This is a genomic window from Maribacter aquimaris, from assembly GCF_014596745.1.
GTDB lineage: Bacteria > Bacteroidota > Bacteroidia > Flavobacteriales > Flavobacteriaceae > Maribacter_A > Maribacter_A aquimaris.
In genome coordinates, this window is sequence record NZ_JABTCF010000001.1 from 152,582 (window position 1) to 171,245 (window position 18,664).

An 18,664-nucleotide genomic window follows, 5' to 3' on the forward strand; every position below is an offset into this window, starting at 1 on the left:
AGTCAATAAAATAATTACCAACAGTATCAGGGAATCTGAATATCCATGATTTAATCTTTAATAGGAACTTCAGGAACTTTACCATACAATGCATTGCCAGCCGCCTCATATTTATCACCTTTGATCCAATAAGGTCTCTCTGGGTCATTGGCAATAGACCGTCCTGAAAGTATATATCCTTGATAGAATTTTACCAGATAGTCATAATCCAGACTATCAGCTTCATCCGCAGCTTGGTGATAGTATTTGTTGATTTCATCGTCGAAAGCATCAAATCCGGTAGAGTAGGTGGGGGCTGGGATTCCAACCTTAGCAAAACTAACATTGTCACTTCGGTCGAAAAGTCCCTCTTCCGGTGCTACCTCATCTATATCCAAGGCGGTTAAACCAAAAGTTTTAGCCCCTTGAATCATTTTATCTTTAGCGGTGGTACGGTTTAATCCGGCAATTGTCGCCAAACTGGTGTTGTTGTATCCACCTCCGTCCGTATTGAAGCAATAGATCATTTGATTTAGGGGTATAACAGGATGCTCAACATAATACCTACTACCCAAAAGCCCCAATTCCTCTCCTGTAAAAAGAATAAATAAAGCAGATCGTTTGGTGGGATACTTGGCCAAATTCTCCGCCATGGTCAGAACTACCGTTGTTCCGATAGCATTATCCCTTGCTCCATTAAAAATACTATCTCCCTTAGCGTCTGGTCTACCAATACCAATATGGTCGTAGTGGGCCGAGTAAATAATGTATTCCTCTTTAAGTTTTGGGTCGGTCCCCTCCAAAACGCCAATTACATTTTGGGTTTTTATCTTTTCTTTATGTATTCCAGAGCTTGTAATTTTAAGAGGTACGGATTCGGTACCTAGTTTTGCCAAATTTTCTGGAGTGGTCTGTACCCACAAATAAAGGGGTAAAGCCTCTTTTTTACCTTCAGTAAGACTAGTGCGCTCTTCAAAGGCATGTTTAAAACGCGGCCATAATTTAGGATCAAAAGCCCCGACCTCTATTAACCCCCTTGCACCATGTTGTATGGCCAGCTCCCGTTTTGGGGCTCGACTCCCCATGGCAGGCCTTAATTCAGAAGCTTCCGGGGTACCAGCTTTTGCAATAATTATTTTTCCTTTTACATCCTTTCCCTTGTAATCCTTTTCAAGTCCATAATCAAGGTAGACCGCCTCTTCTTCACTGTCTATGGCATCGATATCAAAAGCCACCACTTCCGGATAGGACTGTCCATTAAAAGAGAGTTCAATTTCTTCCTGTAAAAAGAAATGGTATAAATCCATATTTTGATAATACGTACCATTCCCAGGATTAGGTTTAACCCCGTAACTGCGTAACGTATTGGCTAGATAGGAAGCAGCTATCTTCAACTCAGGAGAACCGGTTGCCCGACCCTTTAAGGCGTCATCCGCCAAAAAGTAAATATGGCCTTCAATTTCATTTTTATCAACGGTCTCCGCCGCTATTTCGGCATCGGTCTGCGCGGTAACTATTGTAGTTACGATGAGTACGGTGTACATTAAAAAAGTTCTTGCTATTTTCATTGTTTTCTTTTTAATAGGTTTTATTGGGAATCTTTTTTTATGATTTTACTATGATGCCCTTCCTCTGATTCTTATTGATACCCAACAGCGACCATAATGCTGATAGCCCCTATGAACAGCATTCCCATCGTTGGATTTATGGCAAAGCGCAACCACTTATTATATGGAATACCGCTTACTGCCAGAACAGCCATTAGAGCACCATTGGTAGGCCAAAACACAGGTCTGTCTTGAAAGACCAATCAAGTCCGATAAAGGCACTAAAACAGGCATGGTCAATTTGAATTTTATGGTTGCTCATTATCAAAATCATGGTTATACAATTCTATGCACTCCAAAATACACTGCCGTTACAAATAATAAGACTAGACTAATTACCAAAAACCGAATGGACCGTTGTACGTTCCTAAATTTCCAAGCGGCTATTTTGGAATTGATATAGATCTGTTCCCCCAATTGCTCAAAAACCTCTTTTTCATTAATACTGACATCATAAAATTTCTTGGAAAATTCCTTGATCGTACCGAACTTGTTGATAACATCCCCAAAATAGAATACATTATCATCATAATTCCCCTCCAATTTTGGAATAAAACAGCGAACGCTATAAAAAACCGAAATTACGGTTGCCAAGAACCATAGGGTTGTAAGGATATATAATGGGGTAGGGTTGGCATCTGAGCGCAATACGGTTTCGGCACTTTGATAAATGAAGTTCAGTATAATACCATAAAAGGATAAAATAAGTCCAGCTTTAAGCTCGGAAGCCTTTATAAGATTGGAAACATAGTTGATGGTACCCCAATAGTGATCCACCAATTCTTCGGCATGTCCTTTCGTTTTAAGTTCATTAAGGAGCCCTTTTTCGAAAGTGGATAACGGATTTTGTCCTTCCTTGGCTTTGGTTTTTTTTTCGTTATCTGTTGGTTGTGGTTTGGTCATAGTTTGAAATTTATAGATTTCAATGAATTATTCTAGCACATTATAAACCGTGAGTGGTTGCGCTTTGTTTTTCATGGTAATACTGCCTAGATTCTCACATTTAAAAGCTTCTTTAACCTGCTCATAGCAACCTTCACAGATTATGATTTGATTTTCTTTAGCAGCATCTTGTAATCTAGCTGCAGTATTTACGGTATCACCAATAACGGTGTAATCTAGACGCTTAAGAGTGGCAGAACCAATATTGCCCGAAATCATTTCCCCACTTTTAATACCGATAGAAACTTTTGGCTGGTATGTTTCTTTGCCTTCCCCTTTGGGTAAGCTGTTCACTTGATTTCTAATGGCAAGGGCAGCATCAATAGCACGGTCTAAGTGGTATTCCCCCCTAAATACCGCCATTACGGCATCGCCTATAAATTTATCGATGATACCATCTTGCCCCATAATCTCCTTAACCATGGCATCAAAATAGGTATTGAGCATGGTCACCACGACATCGGGACTCGTTGTTTCACTGATTTTTGTAAAACCACAGACATCAACGAACATAACCGTGCCTTCAATGCTTTCGTTAGCCATAATTTTGGACTCGTATTCCTGTCCGCCCATGAAATTAAGTACGTTCTCATCGACATACATTCTAAGGATATTATTCTCTTTAATTGCCTGTAACGTTTTTCTAATCTCTTTGGCATGTTTTAGGGTTTTCTCCATGGTCAAGGTAAGATCCTCAAAATTGATGGGTTTGGTAATGAAATCAAAGGCACCACGGTTCATTGCAACACGAATATTTTCCATATCACCATAAGCGGAAACAATGACCGATTTAATAAGCGGACTGGACTCGTGCAATTCCGAGAGCAGGGTAAGACCATCCATTTCCGGCATATTGATATCGCTCAAAACAATATCAACGCCAGGGTGTTCTACAAGCTTATCCAATGCATCCCTACCATTTATGGCAAAAACGAACTCATATTCATTTTGTCTAATCTGCTTCCTAAATTTTTGCTTGATGAGTATTTCCAAATCAGTCTCATCATCTACTACCATTATTTTTGCCATAACCCTAAGTTAAATTTATAAGCTTATCCTTTAATAGTGAAAAATCTAAAGGCTTGGTTAGGAAATCATCGGCCCCAAGATTTTTTGCCATCGTTCTATTTTCCTCATCCCCATAGGCGGTAATCATCATAACCAACGGTGGTGGTTTTACATAGTTCTTTTTAATAGTATCCAATAACTCCAATCCGCTCATGCCTGGCATATTAATATCCGATAATATCAAGACAGCCTCCTGTTCCATGGTCTTCATTACATTTAGCGCATCCTCTCCGGAAAAGGCAAATACGAATTCCAGTTCCTCCCGACGTATTTCCTTTCTAAAACGTTGCTGAAATAACACTTTTACATCTTGTTCATCATCTACAACTAATATTTTCATAATCTGTTCTTTTTGTGGTTTATGATTAATTATAAAGTGGGCTCATTATTTTGAATGATACGGTAATGAAATCGTAAAGGTGGTGCCTTCTCCCTGTTCTGTCTGTACAGTCAACTCACCACCATGTACTTTTACAATATCATAACTTAAGGATAAGCCCAGCCCTGTACCTTCGCCAGAGGGTTTGGTGGTAAAAAAAGGTTGAAATATTTTTTCCAACACTTCTTTAGGTACTCCATTACCATTATCCGCTACTTTAATGAGTACCTTGTTCCCATGCTTTTCGGTGCTCACGGAAACGGTAGGCTCATATCCTTTAGGGTTTTGTTCCTTTTTCTTTTTCACCACATAAAAGGCATTTGTTATCAGGTTGAGGATTACCCTGCCCATATCTTGTGCTACAATGTTTATTTTACCGATGGAGTCATCAAAATCCGTATTCAAGGTTGCATTGAAGGTCTTATCCTTAGCACGTAAACCATGATAGGCTAGGCGAAGGTACTCGTCTGATAGGGTGTTGATATCTGTCAACTCCTTTTGACCTGAACTGCTACGGCTATGTTGTAACATCCCTTTTACAATGCCATCGGCACGTTTACCATGAAAGATAATTTTATCTTCGTTGGAAGAAACATCTTTTGCCAGCGCTTTTACTTCATCATAGTTGCCATTTTCAATTTCTTCTTCCATTTCTTCCAAAAGTTCCTTATTCACTTCAGAGAAATTATTGACGAAATTCAAGGGGTTCTGTATTTCATGGGCAATACCAGCGGTGAGTTCACCCAAACTTGCCATTTTTTCGGACTGGATCAATTTGGATTGTGTGGACTTCAACTCATCAATTTTGGTTTTAAGCTGCACCGTTCTATGGGAAACACGCTCTTCCAAAAGTTTATTTTCCTTTGTTAATTTCCGGGCCCTGAAAACGATATATGCCCTAAGAATACTACCGGCAATGATGACAAACAACAAGTATGCCCACCAGGTTTGCCACCAAGGTGGATTAATTTTAAACGAAAGCGTATCAGGTGTAGACCAGCCGCTATTTCCAATTCTTGCAGCAACTTTAAAGGTGTAATCCCCTGGTTTTAAATTGTAATAGTTCTTGGTCTTCGTAGCATAAGAAGCAAAGTTCCAATCTTCATCCTCACCATCTAGAATAAAACGATAGTTTAATTTATCCCTGTTGAATATATCATTACTTCCATAACTAAAACTAATACTGTTCTGGTCATAGGGTAGGACAAGTCCTTGAGGTAGGTTGTAAGGACGTTTTACCGAATCCCATGTTATACTATTGGTACTTGCATATGTAGAACTTTTAATTACTGTAGAGTCTGACTTAACGTTTAAGCCGAACCCAGGATTTTCATCCATGACGAACATGTTATTAATTTGAACGGCGCTTATGGTACTATCAATTTTAGGTTCAGTATTCAACACCATTAGCCTAAATTCACTGGAAGTACTTGTAACACCTGACCAAAACTGGCCATTTTTTAAAAATTGAGGTGAATTTTGTAAATAGTCGTTAAATTTAAAACCGAGGCCACCATTAAAATTATAGAAGCCTTTATCTGTTGTTTTTGCAGTGGCTTTTTCCACGGCAATCAAGCCATTACCACTAGCAGCGTACATCATGCCCCCTTTTTCTGTCAGATCATAAAAATCTGTAGGATATAGTCCGTTTTCTTTCTTTATTGAGGTAAGCGTATTTTGTTCTAAGTTAAGTATGTTAATACCATTTGCGGTAGCTAACCATAGCTCTCCTTCGTTAGAAATTTTGGCTATGGATACATTATTATTACTTAGACCTTGTTCTTCTCTAAGATAACGTATAGTGTTCGTTTTTAAATTTACCTTGGCTAACCCTTTCATAGTGGGGATCCAAAGAATTTCTTTATCATAAAATAGTATGGACCCGCTTCCTGCTATTAGAATATCAGGGTCATTTTTGGAAACTACTTTTTTAAAGCTGTTGTTTTCAATATTATAGACATACAGACCCGTATTCGCATATATTGCAAAGGTATGTTCATTTATAATTGCAATACCTGCTCCGAAAACAGCTCCAGATTTGGCGTATGAAATTAGTTTACTTTTTTTCCTATCAAGAATAGAAAAGCCATCTCTAGTATTTATAAAATAAATATTAGGTGTGATCTCTTTAATGAAACTTATTGTGTTAGTATTGCCATGTAATTGCTCAAAACTTAGGGTTTTTATAAAATTTTTATTTAAGTCAATAATATTTATTCCTGCAGCGGTTCCAAGCCATAGTTCACCCCTTGAATCTTCTTCTATTTCCCATATTTCATTATTTACTAAACCTCTTGTGTCATCAAAATATTCTGTTTTTAAAGTGAACTCATTGGCAATGACCACTCCTTTATCATTTGTCGCAATCCAAATAGACCCATCTTTACGTTTTAAAGGGGTTGGTATTCTAAGAGAGCCTTGAAGAGTAGCGTTTAGGGCAATTGTTTTGGAAGCATCCTTATTTTTATTAAGTATAAAGGCCTCTGTCGATCCGAATATCCATAAGTTGCCTTGGGCATCTTCTTCTAGTTTATCACCTGTAATGGTATATCCGCTTTCAGAACCTAAAACACTAACTATTTGCTTATCTATTGCTATTCTTAAAACACTGGAAGAAGCATTGGAATTACCATTAGGCGCTGGGTAAGGATAACTTAACCAAATATTATTATTGGCATCTTCTTTAATATCCCAAACTATTGAGTTCAGTTCAATTTCGGCTATATTAGAAATTGTTTTAAATTCTTTTCTAGAGGGATCCAACACGCTCAAACCATCCTGATAACTGAGCCATAAATTATTTTTGCTGTCCTCAAATATTTTCCAAGGTTTATTGGAGCCTTCATTTTTAATCTTTCGTAAACTTTTCATTTCCGCATCCATTGCGTAGAATCCTTCAGTAAGCGAGTTCAGGTAGATCGTACCTGTATGGTCGCAAAGAATATCGAAAGGTGTAAAATTGTCTGTCATGGTAATCTTATATGCCGTATCGTTCTTAAAATCCAATACTGTTAAAAAACGAGGACCCGGACTAACCAACCAAAGTTTACCTTGATGGTCAAAGGTCATTTTGTACACTCCTGGGTAATCGTATACAAAGGCGTTCTCACCATCATAGTAGGTTAATGGTGTATTGGTCGCGGAAGACCCTATCCAAATAGCCCCATCTTCAGTTTCTAAAAAGGAAGTAACATCATTAGAGGGTAATCCTTCATTGGTAGAAAGTTGTAGTAAGTTTACATGGGTACCGTCCATATTCCCTGGAGGTTTCATTTTGGTAATGGTCGGTTTTTTTATAGGTGCTTTGGTTACTGTAAAGGGAACGGAATCAAACTTTAATTCCCCCGTAGGATAACTGTCCCAGTCCAAATCGTATTCCTTCATTGGGGACTTTAACGGTTTAAACGTGTTTAGTTCAAAAGGTTTACTGGGCAAGGCATCTACGTTTAAATCATAAGTAACGGGTGTCGTCAGCGAATCATTGGTTATGGTTTCCCATTCAAAGGGTTCTGGTTCTGAAAATTGTAACGGTATGGCTTCCGGAGCTTTATAATCACCCACGGTAGTTTCCATTTCAGACTTGCTTTGTTTATGGCAAGAAACCAAAAATAGGCAGCAAAAAAAGCTGGTTATTAGTATTTGTCTCATCAATGGTTTGTTCTTCATACTGGTCTAGTTATCGGTTGTATTTGGTAATTCTATAATAAATGTGGTTCCCTTGTTTTCTGTTGTTTCTACCATTAATTTTCCCCCATGGCCTTTCGTCACGATATCATAACTCATGCTTAAGCCCAGCCCAGTGCCTTCACCTGTGGGTTTAGTGGTAAAAAAAGGTTGGAAAATTTTATCCAAGACCTCTTTTGGGATGCCATTCCCATTATCGGAGACCCGTATCGTTATATGGTCATCGTTCTTTTTAGTACTGACGGAAACTATAGGTTTAAAATTTTCGTCGTCCTCTTTTTTTTCATTCACAGCATAAAAGGCATTGGTAATTAAATTGAGAATTACCCGTCCCATATCTTGTGGGACAATGTTTATTTTACCGATAGTATCATCAAAATCAGTCTCCATAGTTGAGTTAAAAGACTTATCCTTTGCTCGTAGACCATGATAAGCTAACCTCAGGTATTCGTCAGCCAAAGCATTGATGTCCGTAGGCTCTTTGGTGCCGCTACTGCTCCTTGAGTGTTGTAACATACCTTTTACAATATTGTCTGCACGTTTACCATGGTGGTATATTTTTTCAAGATTTTGTTTGATATCCAATGAAATAGCCTTGGCCTCTTCAAGATCCCCTTTATCAAGTTCCTCGTTCATTTCATCAATGAGTTCATTACTGACTTCACTAAAATTATTGACGAAGTTCAATGGATTTTGAATTTCATGGGCAATACCTGCCGTAAGCTCGCCTAGGCTCGCCATTTTTTCGGAGTGGATGAGTTGGGCTTGGGTGGATTTTAGGTTTATAATGCTCTGCTTTAATTCTGCAGTGCGCTCGTCAACCAAATTTTGAAGTTCCCTATTCTTGCGATACATTTCATCTGCATGCCAAGTATCGCCCTCTTCGGTTTCCACGGGAAGAGAACCATGCCAATGAATGATCCTCCATTTTTCGGATTCATAAAACATTACAGTGGATATCCTTAATGGAAGTTCGGTCTTAATGTTCTTGGCTTTAAAACTTAAATTTATTTCCGCAACCATTACAGCAGAATTCCCATCATTGGAATACTGCTGCTTTATTATATTCAGCCGGTACCTATAATCTTCCAAAAACTTTCTTTGCTCTTGTCCGAGCCTACATAGTTCCTTTAAGCTGTCGATACCAAAAACCTTTTCTTCGGCCGTAGTACCAAAACCCATGATATCGGTAGCGATTAAATCATCCAATTGATCAACGGGCAAGTCTTCCATAAAACTTTGTACCCAAAGCTGATACGCGCTTAATAGGGCTTTTTCTTTGTTTTTATCCATCTAAAAGGGAATTAACAGGTAAAATTATTCGAAACTCAGTGCCTTCTCCTTCTTGGGTATCCACTTTCAATTCACCACCATGCCCCTTCTTTATAATATCATAACTCATACTCAATCCTAATCCCGTTCCCTGTCCTGTTGGTTTCGTAGTGAAAAAAGGTTGAAAAACTTTGTCGATAACGTGTTTAGGTATTCCATTGCCGTTATCAGTGACTTTTATTTCTATTTTATCACCAACTCTTTTTGTACTAACTGTAACGGCTGGCTTATAGACTTTAGGTTTTTGTTGTTTCTTTTCATTCACGGCATAAAACGCATTAGTAATTAAATTTAGAATTACCCGCCCCATGTCTTGTGGTATCATATTTACTTTTTCAATATGCTCATCAAAATCGGTTACCAGTTCGGCATTGAAACTTTTGTCCTTTGCCCTTAATCCGTGATAAGCCAAGCGTAAATATTCATCGGCCAGTTTATTGATGTCCGTTGGTTCTTTTTCAGCAGTACTTTTTCTGCTGTGCTGTAGCATTCCCTTTACAATGGCATCTGCCCGTTTCCCATGGTGGTTTATTTTCTCTAGGTTCTGTTTGATATCCTTGGCGATGAATTTCACCTCTTCCAAATCACCCTTTTCAATTTCCTCGTTCATTTCATCAATGAGTTCATTACTGACTTCACTAAAATTATTGACGAAGTTTAAAGGGTTTTGGATTTCATGGGCGATACCAGCCGTGAGTTCTCCCAAACTTGCCATCTTTTCGGCTTGGATCAATTGTTTTTGTGTGGTTTGAAGGTTAGACAGCGTGTCTTCTAATCTCTTTTTTTCTGCAAGTAGGGCAGTGGCCTGTTCTTCCTTTACCTGTAAATCCATAAATCGGATGTACGCTTGCTCAAAAACCCTTGCAAAGCGTTTTAATATTTCTGCATTGCTTTCTGAAGGCACAAGCCCTGTAAGTGATGGAATTATGATGGCCGAATGTTTAGACCAAGCCGCTGAAAGATGGTGCTTTTCAGCTTGAAGGGCATACTGTTTAAATTCATCAGGAAAGTCTCTATAATCGCTGTGTTCAAAGCAATACGCAAAAAATCCATTCTTCGTTTCAACAGAAAATTCTTTAGAAAAATAGGCATCACCTCTAATCTTGGATTCCCAAGCATCATCAAATATTGGATTTTCAAAATAGGGCACTAAATAACTTCCAGAATAAGAAAAGTCATCTGCGGCAATCCAATGTAATACATCTTTATTATCTGGGAAATAGGTGCAAAGAATCACCCCTCCTGCATCGAATATAACACCCAATTCCTGCAACTTTTCTGCAACTACAGCAACTACTTCCTGCAATTCATCCGGTTTTTGCATTGCCAGTGAACGCGAACGTACTTTTTCCAAGGCAGTTTCAATCTGTGCTTCCCTAACTTGTGCTTCTGCTTTTTGAATATCTAGAAATCGGCGATGTGCTAAATCAAAAGCATCTGCAAATTTTACTAAGATTTCTAGGTCTTCTTTTGGCGGATTTTCAACTACACCAGGAAGGCTGTACCCAATTTCACCATGTGAGGTCTTCGCCATGACAAAGGTAAGTCCCCCAATATGCCGAATATCATCATGGGTAGGGGCTTGGGGATCAATCTGTTGAAAATTGCCCAATGTGATCATTTTATCCACATAATCAATGGCAGCTTCAGCGTCCATGGCATAAATAACTATGGGGTCGGTACTTTTTTCCCATTGGGCCAATAGTGGAATATCCCCGTGCATATGTCTAGGCAGTTCCATCACCATACCAATACGGGTACCATCACCGGAGGTCATGGCTTTCTCATATTTATCTGGCAACCACATCATATGCCAGAAATACTGTGCCTCGTAACCCAATTTGAGAAATTCAGTCCGTAAGGTCACCACTACATCCAAAAGGTCTTCAGAGACGATCATAGCCAAGGCCTTTGCACGAATATGCTCTAAGGCACCCTCAATTTCAAGTTCCCTGTTTTTTTCTTCGAGTTCAATAGTCCGTCGTTGTATGGCTTCCCTTAACTCTAGGTTTTCCTTGCTTATCTTATCCAAGCCTAGCGTTTCCCCATCTTGGGCCTTGCTATCCGGTGTAGAATAATGTTGATACACAAAATGCCAACCCTCATTATTCTTCTCCAAAACATTGCTGAATCGAAATCGGTCATAAAAATTCCAAATTTCCCCATTCGAGAACCATGCATCGAAGATGTGGGTGATTATTACCAATTCCCCAAACTGTTCAACAATTTTAGTTTCATTGCGTAACTGGGACTTTCCTGAAAATTGTTCTGCGGTATTCCTAAAAAAATCAGTGGTGCCCTTTCTATTCAAAAACTCTTCATTATTGGTAGAACCTATAAAATGAAAGGCATTGTCAAAATAGGAGTCATAAGTTTCAACATCCCCATTTAAATAACTGTACAGCCATTTGTCATAGACTTCGATTACCTGTTGTTGGTTTTGTTTGGTCGGTTTCATATATGGTTGTTCATTAGCGCTAAAATGATGAACGTTGTATGATTTTCATAAAAGTCTCACGCATAGGACACAAGGATATATAGGGTTGGAGGGTCTATAAAATTACAATCGTCATAATTGCTGGTATTGATAAAGGGAGAAGTATCACTCTGCCTCTTCAATTTCAATTTTGGGAACTTCCCCCTCAACAGGTAGGTTTTCTTTTTTAAGGTATTGGTCCAAAAACTTCAATATTCGGCTATACGCCTCGATTTGATTTTCCTTTTTAACAAAACCATGACCTTCATCCTCAAACAATACATATTCCACAGGAACATTGTTTTTCCGTACGCCTGCCACGATCTCATCGGACTCTACTTGCAACACTCTTGGGTCTTCTGAGCCTTGTAGTACTATTAAGGGCTTGGTAACCTTGTCGGTGTGGAATAAAGGTGAAATACGTTTTAAACGAACGGAATCGGCCGAATAGGGATCACCCAATTCCAGGTACAGGGCCTCTCGAAACGATTCCCAATACGGAGGGATACTTTTTAAGGTACGCAGCCAATTGGTGACACCGAATAAATTAACACCTACATCAAACTCTTCTGGAGTGTATGTTAATGCCGCCATCGTCATGTATCCACCATACGACCCGCCAATAATCCCTATTTTTTCGCCATCGATTTCAGGCTGTTCGGCTAACCAGTTTTTACCCTCTACACAATCTTGGAGATCTTTTTCACCATGATTCTTATCGTCCATTTTGAAAAAGGTCTTTCCATAGCCACTGCTGCCACGATTATTCACGGCCAAAACGGCATAACCGTGGTTGACCATATACTGGATCAAAGAGCTGAAATTTTGACGTGTTTGCCCCCCAGGACCACCATGTACCCAAACCAAGGCCGGTACTTTATTCGTTTCGGAAGCCTGATATGGTAAATAATAAATGGCAGGAATCTCCGTGCCATCGAACGAATTAAATCGAATCACTTTGGCATTGACCAAATCTTCAGCATCAATAGCATCATTCAAAACATGGGTCAATTTGTATTGTTCCTTGGTCTTAAGATTATAAGTATATAAATCCGATGGTGTATTAGAGCCCCCAACATACATACGCATCCATTCTTCATTATCACTAAAACTTACACTTGTAATACTTTTATCGTCAAAATCAGGTAACTCAATAGGCTGCATTGTTTTGGCATCCAAGATGTCAATGGCATTTTTCCCGTCTTCATTGGTATAAACGACCATGTAATTCCCTTGGGAGGTAAAACCACTTCCCATAATGTCCCAAGACTTTTCAACAACCTTTTTCTTTTCCTTTGACTCCAGATCATAGGACATCAAATATGAAAATTCGCCACCATCATCAGTAGTGTAATAAAAAGTTGTATTGTCCACTGAAAAATCCTGGGCCGAATTTGCACTTAGATTATCATTGATTTTCGTTGTCTCCTTGGTTTTTACATTATAGATAAATAAATCGCTGTCATTGGTATTCATCACCTTTGATAAGGCGATAAAATTCTCGTCATCCGACATTTCGCTATAATCCAAGCCGTCATTATTTTGGTAGATCATTTCAGAGGTATAGCCATCAATCGATAATTTATACACATCAAAAAACCGAGGGTCCCTTTTATTGGACCCGTAATACAAATGGCTCTTATCCTTTGACCATCCATAAAAACCAGCCTTGGCGCCTTTTGTCGGGGTTATGTCCTTGATCGAACCATCCAATTCCCTTACAAATAGATGGTCAATTTCATCCCCATTACCATCCGCACTGAAAAGCATCCTATTATCCTCCGGAAAGTAGGATTCCGCAAAAACGGATGTACTATCGGATGCGGTAATCGGGGTCAATTCACCCCCTTTGACAGGAATCGTATAGATATTATAAATCCCAGATCGATTACTGGAAACCAATAAATTACTGTTGTCAAAAGAGAAACTTCCACCACCGACAGACTCATTATCCATAAATTGTTCAATCGTGTATTGCTTGATTTCCCTTTGGGCCACTTCCGTTTCTTCCTTGCACGAAATCAATAGTATAACGAGTACTAATCCTAACATTTTAGTCTTCATATGGGCATTTTTTATTATAAATTAGAAATAACTAGATATGAAGCACGTGAATAAAGTCGTTTTCTTTCCTCAACTAAATAGTACTACAATGGCTAATAAAAAATGGGGGAGTATCCAAATATAAATAAATTTGCCACACTTTTAACAATCATACATCGATTCCCGAATTTTTGTATCCTTATCAGAAAAACAGTTAGCCTGTATCACTTCGGAAAAGACGATGACAACCTGTAGCCCATAATTTTCCCAAATTGTGTTACTTTGCACTCGTTAACTTTGTTGTAAATCAAAAATCGAAACAATGCAAAAAGCCAATTGGGAAACCGCCATGGAATTTGAGGACATCACCTATAAAAAGAGTAATGGGGTTGCCCGTATTGCCTTTAACCGGCCCAATGTGCGCAATGCCTTTCGGCCAAAGACCACCAGTGAACTCTACAAGGCTTTTTATGACGCCCAGGAAGATACTTCTATAGGCGTAGTGCTACTTTCTGCCGAAGGACCTTCAACCAAAGACGGAGTCTATTCTTTTTGTAGTGGGGGTGACCAGAAGGCTAGGGGACATAAAGGCTACGTTGGTGAGGATGGTATGCACCGGCTTAATATTCTCGAGGTTCAACGCCTGATCCGTTTTATGCCCAAAGTAGTCATAGCCGTCGTGCCAGGTTGGGCCGTAGGTGGCGGGCATAGTCTCCATGTGGTCTGTGACCTGACCTTAGCCAGTAAGGAACACGCCCTTTTTAAACAAACCGATGCCGATGTGACCAGTTTCGATGGCGGATATGGCTCTGCCTATTTGGCCAAAATGGTGGGACAGAAAAAAGCCCGGGAAATCTTCTTTTTAGGACGTAATTACACTGCTCAGGAGGCGTATGAAATGGGTATGGTAAATGCCGTGATTCCGCATGCGGAATTGGAGGACACCGCTTATGAATGGGCTCAGGAAATTTTGGAAAAATCACCTACCTCCATAAAAATGCTCAAGTTCGCCATGAACCTGACCGATGATGGAATGGTAGGACAGCAAGTGTTTGCTGGAGAAGCCACCCGATTAGCCTATATGACCGAAGAAGCGAAGGAAGGTCGCAATGCCTTTTTGGAAAAACGGAAGCCGAATTTTGGAAAAAACAATTGGATTCCTTGATTAGAACAAGAAAGGCGAGGAGGAATTACATCCTAAAAAAGCAACGCTAAGCTACTAGTGCAATTTCCCAATCGTTTCACTTCTTCGAAATGACGGGTGCCTAAATGAAGTCATAAGTCATTCCGAACGAGCCATGCGAGGAGGAATTACATCCTGTATTTAAAAACCATGGTCTTAAGTTTGGCATTTTTTGATTTCCCAATCACTACGTTTCTTTGGTATAGTCCTACAGGTAACCACAAAATTGTCATAAACTAAAAAGAGCCTCACCCTAATGGACAAGACTCTTTTACGAGAACACTATATGAAAATGAAAAAAATTATTTACTTGATTATTACACGGTAAATGTAACATCAACCTTCCTAGAATAAAAAATCTTGTTGTAAGCTTAGGAAGTTTTGTGGTGAAAACCCCAAAAATTGATATTTAATAAAAGTAAAACACTAAATCAGCTCCAATTTCTTTGAAAACTATTGGATTGCTTTTATCACGTCACTTAAGAAAGCATTCACATCAAATTCAGGGTCTTCTGCCAATCCTGTACGTACCACTACCAAATCCTTAGAGGGTATTACAAATACATATTGGCCTTGATACCCATTGGCCGAATATAAATCTTTGGGTACATCGGGATATTTCCCCTGGGCATTGAGCCAAAAATGAGCCCCATAAGTACCTTCTGAAAGTGGAGTAGGGGTTGTTATATAGTCCACCCAATTCGCATCAAATAATCGTTCCCCGTTCCAATTCCCTTTGTTTAAGTAAAGGAGGCCGAATTTGGCCCAATCCCGGGTATTGGCCCATCCGTAGGAAGAACCAATGTAATTCCCTTTCATGTCGGTTTCAATAATCATGGAGTTCATACCTATTTTATCGATCAATGCCTTATAGGGGTAATCCAAATACTCTTGATGGGTTTCAAATCGGTCTCGTAATATTCCCGAGAGTAGGTTCGTGGTGCCTGAGGAATAATTCCATAGTTCCGTAGGAGCGGCTATCGCTTTTTTATCTTTTTGGGCAAGGGTCATATCCCCATCCAAAAACAACATTCGGGTAACATCGGAAATTGCTGTATAATCCTCTTCCCAAGCCAATCCACTTTGCATTCTTAGCAAATGGTCCAGGGTAATGTTTTTTCGTTCATCTTGTTGCCAGTCTTCAATAGGAGCCGGTTCTTTCAAATCAATCTTACCTTCATACTCCAATATCCCATACAGGGTCGCCAAAATACTTTTGGTCATTGACCATCCTAAAATTGGTGTATCCTTGGTAAATCCATCAATATATTTTTCCCCTATAATCCTGTTTTTATAAGCTATCAGAACAGTTCTTGTTTTTTGTACTTCCGTATTGGCAAAGGCACCGTCAATTGCTTTTTTAAGTTGCTGGTAATCCACATTACCAAAAACAGTATCCTTAGGGGCTACATCACCATAAGGAAAAGGAAGATTCGATGTCGTATGGACCCTTTGGGGCGTAAATTGGTATGCATCGCTATCGAAATCACCATTCACCAGAACACAACCAATACCTTCACTACATATAGCCTTACGTTTCATAAGTCCGTATACGGTAGCGGTGGCACCATTCGGGATCAACTCGGATTGGGCCAATTTGATCATGGGGACATTATGGTCGTTGGCATTAATGGATTCCATACTGCGATGGGCGATAAAATGGTTGGAAGCCATGCTTTTTGCGGCAAACCCGGATATGATATTCAGTTTTGGATAATTGAACCAAATGATTCCTGCAAGGAGAATAAGCACAGGAACAACAACTCTTTTTACTAACTTCATAACTTCAATACGGTTTACACACAAATTTAATATTTCTTTTTCCCTTTTATGAATCCAATCCCACATTTGCTAAAACATATTTTATAAATTGCTTAAAATATATAGAACATCCGATTTTTAGTTAAAACCTCAAATTATCGAAAGGTACGGTTTCATGTACATTTACGGTATATGGCATCAAGAAGTTAGGCAAAACCGGTTGAAGAACCTGTAATCAACATACCCCAATGCGCATTTTTAGATATATCTATTTCGTTGCCATTTTAAGTATATTAAGTTCATCTTGCTCAAAGAACAAAGAGAAAAAAGCTTTGGCCCTATACCAAGCCCGTTGTGCTGCATGTCACATACCCCCAGATATTCAATCGCTTTCCAAAGAACTATGGAAAAACAGGGTGTTACCTGATATGGGGGCGAGAATGGGCGTTCGAAACCCCAATTATAATCCGTATAAAGGCCGTGCATACAAGGAACAGGAAGCCATGATGAAATCGGGTATCTTTACCTTGCCCCAAACAATTAAAAACGAGGATTGGCAGCTATTGCAGGATTATATCATTCAACAGGCTCCAGATTCCGTTTCCATGCCCAATAGGGAGATAACACATCATGAAACAGCAATTTTTCGACCAAATCCCATAACCTTTGATACCTTATCGGGATTGATGTTCACGTATTTGAATTTCGATAATACATCGGGTATAATCGAACTTGGGGATATGGCAGGAAGGCTTTTGAACTATGATTACATGACAGGTAGACTGCGTTATTTGAATGCCTATTCCCGACCAATAACAGCCTTTAATAAATCACAATATACCACCTATATTACGGCAGTGGGTAAATTAAATCCCTCCGAGATTCCTTCTGGTAGGGTCTTTGTCGAAAAAGAAGGAACCACTACCCATTTACCCCAGGTTTTGCACAGACCCGTGCATACAGTCGTCGATGATCTGAATGGTGATGGGAAGGATGAACTTATCATCAGCGAATTCGGGTACCTTACCGGAAAGCTCTCCCTATTGAAACCCAACGATTCCACAGGTTTTGAAAAGCAAATTCTTTCCGGACTTCCGGGAGTGATTCGTTCTGTAGTCAAGGATATGAATGGTGATGGAAAAAAAGATATTGTAGCCCTATTTTCCCAAGGGGATGAGAATATCACCATATTCTACCAAGAAGATGATTTGAAATTCACCATGGATAAAGTGATTCGTTTTAGCCCCGTTTATGGGAGTAGTTGGTTTGAATTGATCGATTATGATAATGATGGGGATGACGACATAGTAACGGTCAACGGCGATAATGCCGATTTCACCTTTATACCCAAACCTTATCATGGCCTGCGGATACATATCAATGATGGGAGTAATCATTTTGAAGAAAAGTATTTCTATCCTATGAATGGTGCCACTAGGGTAGTTTCGAGGGATTTTGATCAGGATGGGGATATCGACTTTGGGCTCCTATCCACTTTTCCCAACTATCACAATCCAAAAGAATCGTCATTTGTTTATTTGGAAAATAAGAATGCGATGGACTTTACTTTTGAGGATGCGACCCTCGAAGAAGCCAACTTTGCCCGATGGCTACTTTTGGATGCCGGCGATGTTGACAATGATGGGGATCAGGATATTATCCTAAGCTCATTTTCATACGCATTCACTCCAGTTCCTATTGAAAAAACCAAATATTGGAGGGAAAAAGGTATTGATATTTTGATTTTGGAGAATAAAACAAGGTCACGGCATGAGCAACAATAGTCTTATTGGTTTTCTTATTATTTCCATTTTCTGGGGATGTAAAGAGGATAAAGAAGAGGATCCCTACGTTTGGATCCCATTGGAAGTTACGGCTACCGCCTACAATTCCCTGCCTTCCCAAACCAATGAGGCACCTACCATTACCGCTTGGGGCGATACGTTGAAACCTGGGGTAAAATCATTGGCCGTTTCCCGTGATTTGATTGCAAAGGGATTAAAATATGGCACCATGGTGCGTATAGATACTTTTCCCGATACGTTTTACATTAATGACAAGATGCATCCTCGGTGGAGAAACAAGATCGACATTTATATGGGAAAGCAAATCGATACGGCCCTCAATTGGGGGAAAAGAAAGATCATTATTGAATATGCCGTTTTAAAAGAAAAACTGGATTCTTTACCTTTAAACGATTAAAATTACAC

12 protein-coding genes and 1 pseudogene are annotated in these 18,664 nt (G+C 39.3%); 3 read left to right on the plus strand and 10 right to left on the minus strand.

Annotated features, from left to right (window positions below; all coding sequences use genetic code 11):
* Positions 1-50 precede the first annotated feature (50 nt).
* The 9 genes and pseudogenes from HPE56_RS00675 to HPE56_RS00715 all read right to left on the minus strand — a co-directional run bounded on the left by HPE56_RS00675 (position 51) and on the right by HPE56_RS00715 (position 13,531).
* The gene (locus HPE56_RS00675; RefSeq protein WP_188241850.1) at positions 51-1,547 is read right to left on the minus strand and encodes a M28 family peptidase; all 1,497 of its coding nucleotides are present in this window, start codon (positions 1,545-1,547) and stop codon (positions 51-53) included.
* A gap of 71 nt (positions 1,548-1,618) precedes the next feature.
* Positions 1,619-1,820, minus strand: a pseudogene (locus HPE56_RS20610) (hypothetical protein).
* Between the two features lie 42 nt (positions 1,821-1,862).
* Entirely contained in the window at positions 1,863-2,489 is a 627-nt protein-coding gene (locus HPE56_RS00685; protein ID WP_223170128.1) for a Pycsar system effector family protein, read from the minus strand.
* Between the two features lie 27 nt (positions 2,490-2,516).
* A complete protein-coding gene (locus HPE56_RS00690) occupies positions 2,517-3,557 on the minus strand; it encodes an adenylate/guanylate cyclase domain-containing protein (protein ID WP_188241851.1) in 1,041 nt (346 codons plus the stop codon).
* 4 nt (positions 3,558-3,561) lie between these two features.
* Entirely contained in the window at positions 3,562-3,936 is a 375-nt protein-coding gene (locus HPE56_RS00695; RefSeq protein ID WP_188241852.1) for a response regulator, read from the minus strand.
* Between the two features lie 45 nt (positions 3,937-3,981).
* The gene (locus HPE56_RS00700; protein WP_188241853.1) at positions 3,982-7,548 is read right to left on the minus strand and encodes a sensor histidine kinase; all 3,567 of its coding nucleotides are present in this window, start codon (positions 7,546-7,548) and stop codon (positions 3,982-3,984) included.
* Positions 7,549-7,647: 99 nt separating this feature from the next.
* A complete protein-coding gene (locus HPE56_RS00705; protein WP_223170129.1) occupies positions 7,648-8,952 on the minus strand; it encodes an ATP-binding protein in 1,305 nt (434 codons plus the stop codon).
* Positions 8,945-11,449, minus strand: a complete 2,505-nt coding sequence (locus HPE56_RS00710; protein ID WP_188241854.1) for an ATP-binding protein — start codon at positions 11,447-11,449, stop codon at positions 8,945-8,947. The genes HPE56_RS00705 and HPE56_RS00710 overlap by 8 nt, the downstream gene beginning before the upstream one ends.
* Positions 11,450-11,593: 144 nt before the next feature.
* Positions 11,594-13,531 carry a S9 family peptidase gene (locus tag HPE56_RS00715; RefSeq protein WP_188241855.1) on the minus strand — a complete coding sequence of 646 codons (1,938 nt, stop codon included), beginning with the start codon at positions 13,529-13,531 and terminating at the stop codon, positions 11,594-11,596.
* A gap of 301 nt (positions 13,532-13,832) precedes the next feature.
* Between HPE56_RS00715 and HPE56_RS00720 the strand changes: the two genes are divergently transcribed.
* The gene (locus HPE56_RS00720; RefSeq protein WP_188241856.1) at positions 13,833-14,675 is read left to right on the plus strand and encodes a 1,4-dihydroxy-2-naphthoyl-CoA synthase; all 843 of its coding nucleotides are present in this window, start codon (positions 13,833-13,835) and stop codon (positions 14,673-14,675) included.
* 471 nt (positions 14,676-15,146) lie between these two features.
* On the opposite strand, the gene HPE56_RS00725 is transcribed toward HPE56_RS00720, so the two are convergent.
* Entirely contained in the window at positions 15,147-16,475 is a 1,329-nt protein-coding gene (locus tag HPE56_RS00725) for a serine hydrolase domain-containing protein (protein WP_188241857.1), read from the minus strand.
* 227 nt (positions 16,476-16,702) lie between these two features.
* On the opposite strand from HPE56_RS00725, the gene HPE56_RS00730 reads away from it, so the two are divergent.
* Both HPE56_RS00730 and HPE56_RS00735 read left to right on the plus strand, forming a co-directional pair.
* Positions 16,703-18,238: an FG-GAP repeat domain-containing protein gene (locus HPE56_RS00730; RefSeq protein ID WP_188241858.1), complete on the plus strand. Its 1,536-nt coding sequence runs from the start codon at positions 16,703-16,705 to the stop codon at positions 18,236-18,238.
* On the plus strand, positions 18,225-18,656 hold the full coding sequence (locus tag HPE56_RS00735; protein ID WP_188241859.1) for a 3D domain-containing protein: 432 nt from the start codon (positions 18,225-18,227) through the stop codon (positions 18,654-18,656). Before HPE56_RS00730 ends, HPE56_RS00735 begins: the two co-directional genes overlap by 14 nt.
* Positions 18,657-18,664: the final 8 nt, after the last annotated feature.

Coding starts and splice junctions, on each gene's coding strand:
- HPE56_RS00675 (WP_188241850.1), bottom strand. CDS start 1,547: ATGAAAATAGCAAGAACTTTTTTAATGTACACCGTACTCATCGTAACT.
- HPE56_RS00685 (WP_223170128.1), bottom strand. CDS start 2,489: ATGACCAAACCACAACCAACAGATAACGAAAAAAAAACCAAAGCCAAG.
- HPE56_RS00690 (WP_188241851.1), bottom strand. CDS start 3,557: ATGGCAAAAATAATGGTAGTAGATGATGAGACTGATTTGGAAATACTC.
- HPE56_RS00695 (WP_188241852.1), bottom strand. CDS start 3,936: ATGAAAATATTAGTTGTAGATGATGAACAAGATGTAAAAGTGTTATTT.
- HPE56_RS00700 (WP_188241853.1), bottom strand. CDS start 7,548: ATGGAAACTACCGTGGGTGATTATAAAGCTCCGGAAGCCATACCGTTA.
- HPE56_RS00705 (WP_223170129.1), bottom strand. CDS start 8,952: ATGGATAAAAACAAAGAAAAAGCCCTATTAAGCGCGTATCAGCTTTGG.
- HPE56_RS00710 (WP_188241854.1), bottom strand. CDS start 11,449: ATGAAACCGACCAAACAAAACCAACAACAGGTAATCGAAGTCTATGAC.
- HPE56_RS00715 (WP_188241855.1), bottom strand. CDS start 13,531: ATGAAGACTAAAATGTTAGGATTAGTACTCGTTATACTATTGATTTCG.
- HPE56_RS00720 (WP_188241856.1), top strand. CDS start 13,833: ATGCAAAAAGCCAATTGGGAAACCGCCATGGAATTTGAGGACATCACC.
- HPE56_RS00725 (WP_188241857.1), bottom strand. CDS start 16,475: ATGAAGTTAGTAAAAAGAGTTGTTGTTCCTGTGCTTATTCTCCTTGCA.
- HPE56_RS00730 (WP_188241858.1), top strand. CDS start 16,703: ATGCGCATTTTTAGATATATCTATTTCGTTGCCATTTTAAGTATATTA.
- HPE56_RS00735 (WP_188241859.1), top strand. CDS start 18,225: ATGAGCAACAATAGTCTTATTGGTTTTCTTATTATTTCCATTTTCTGG.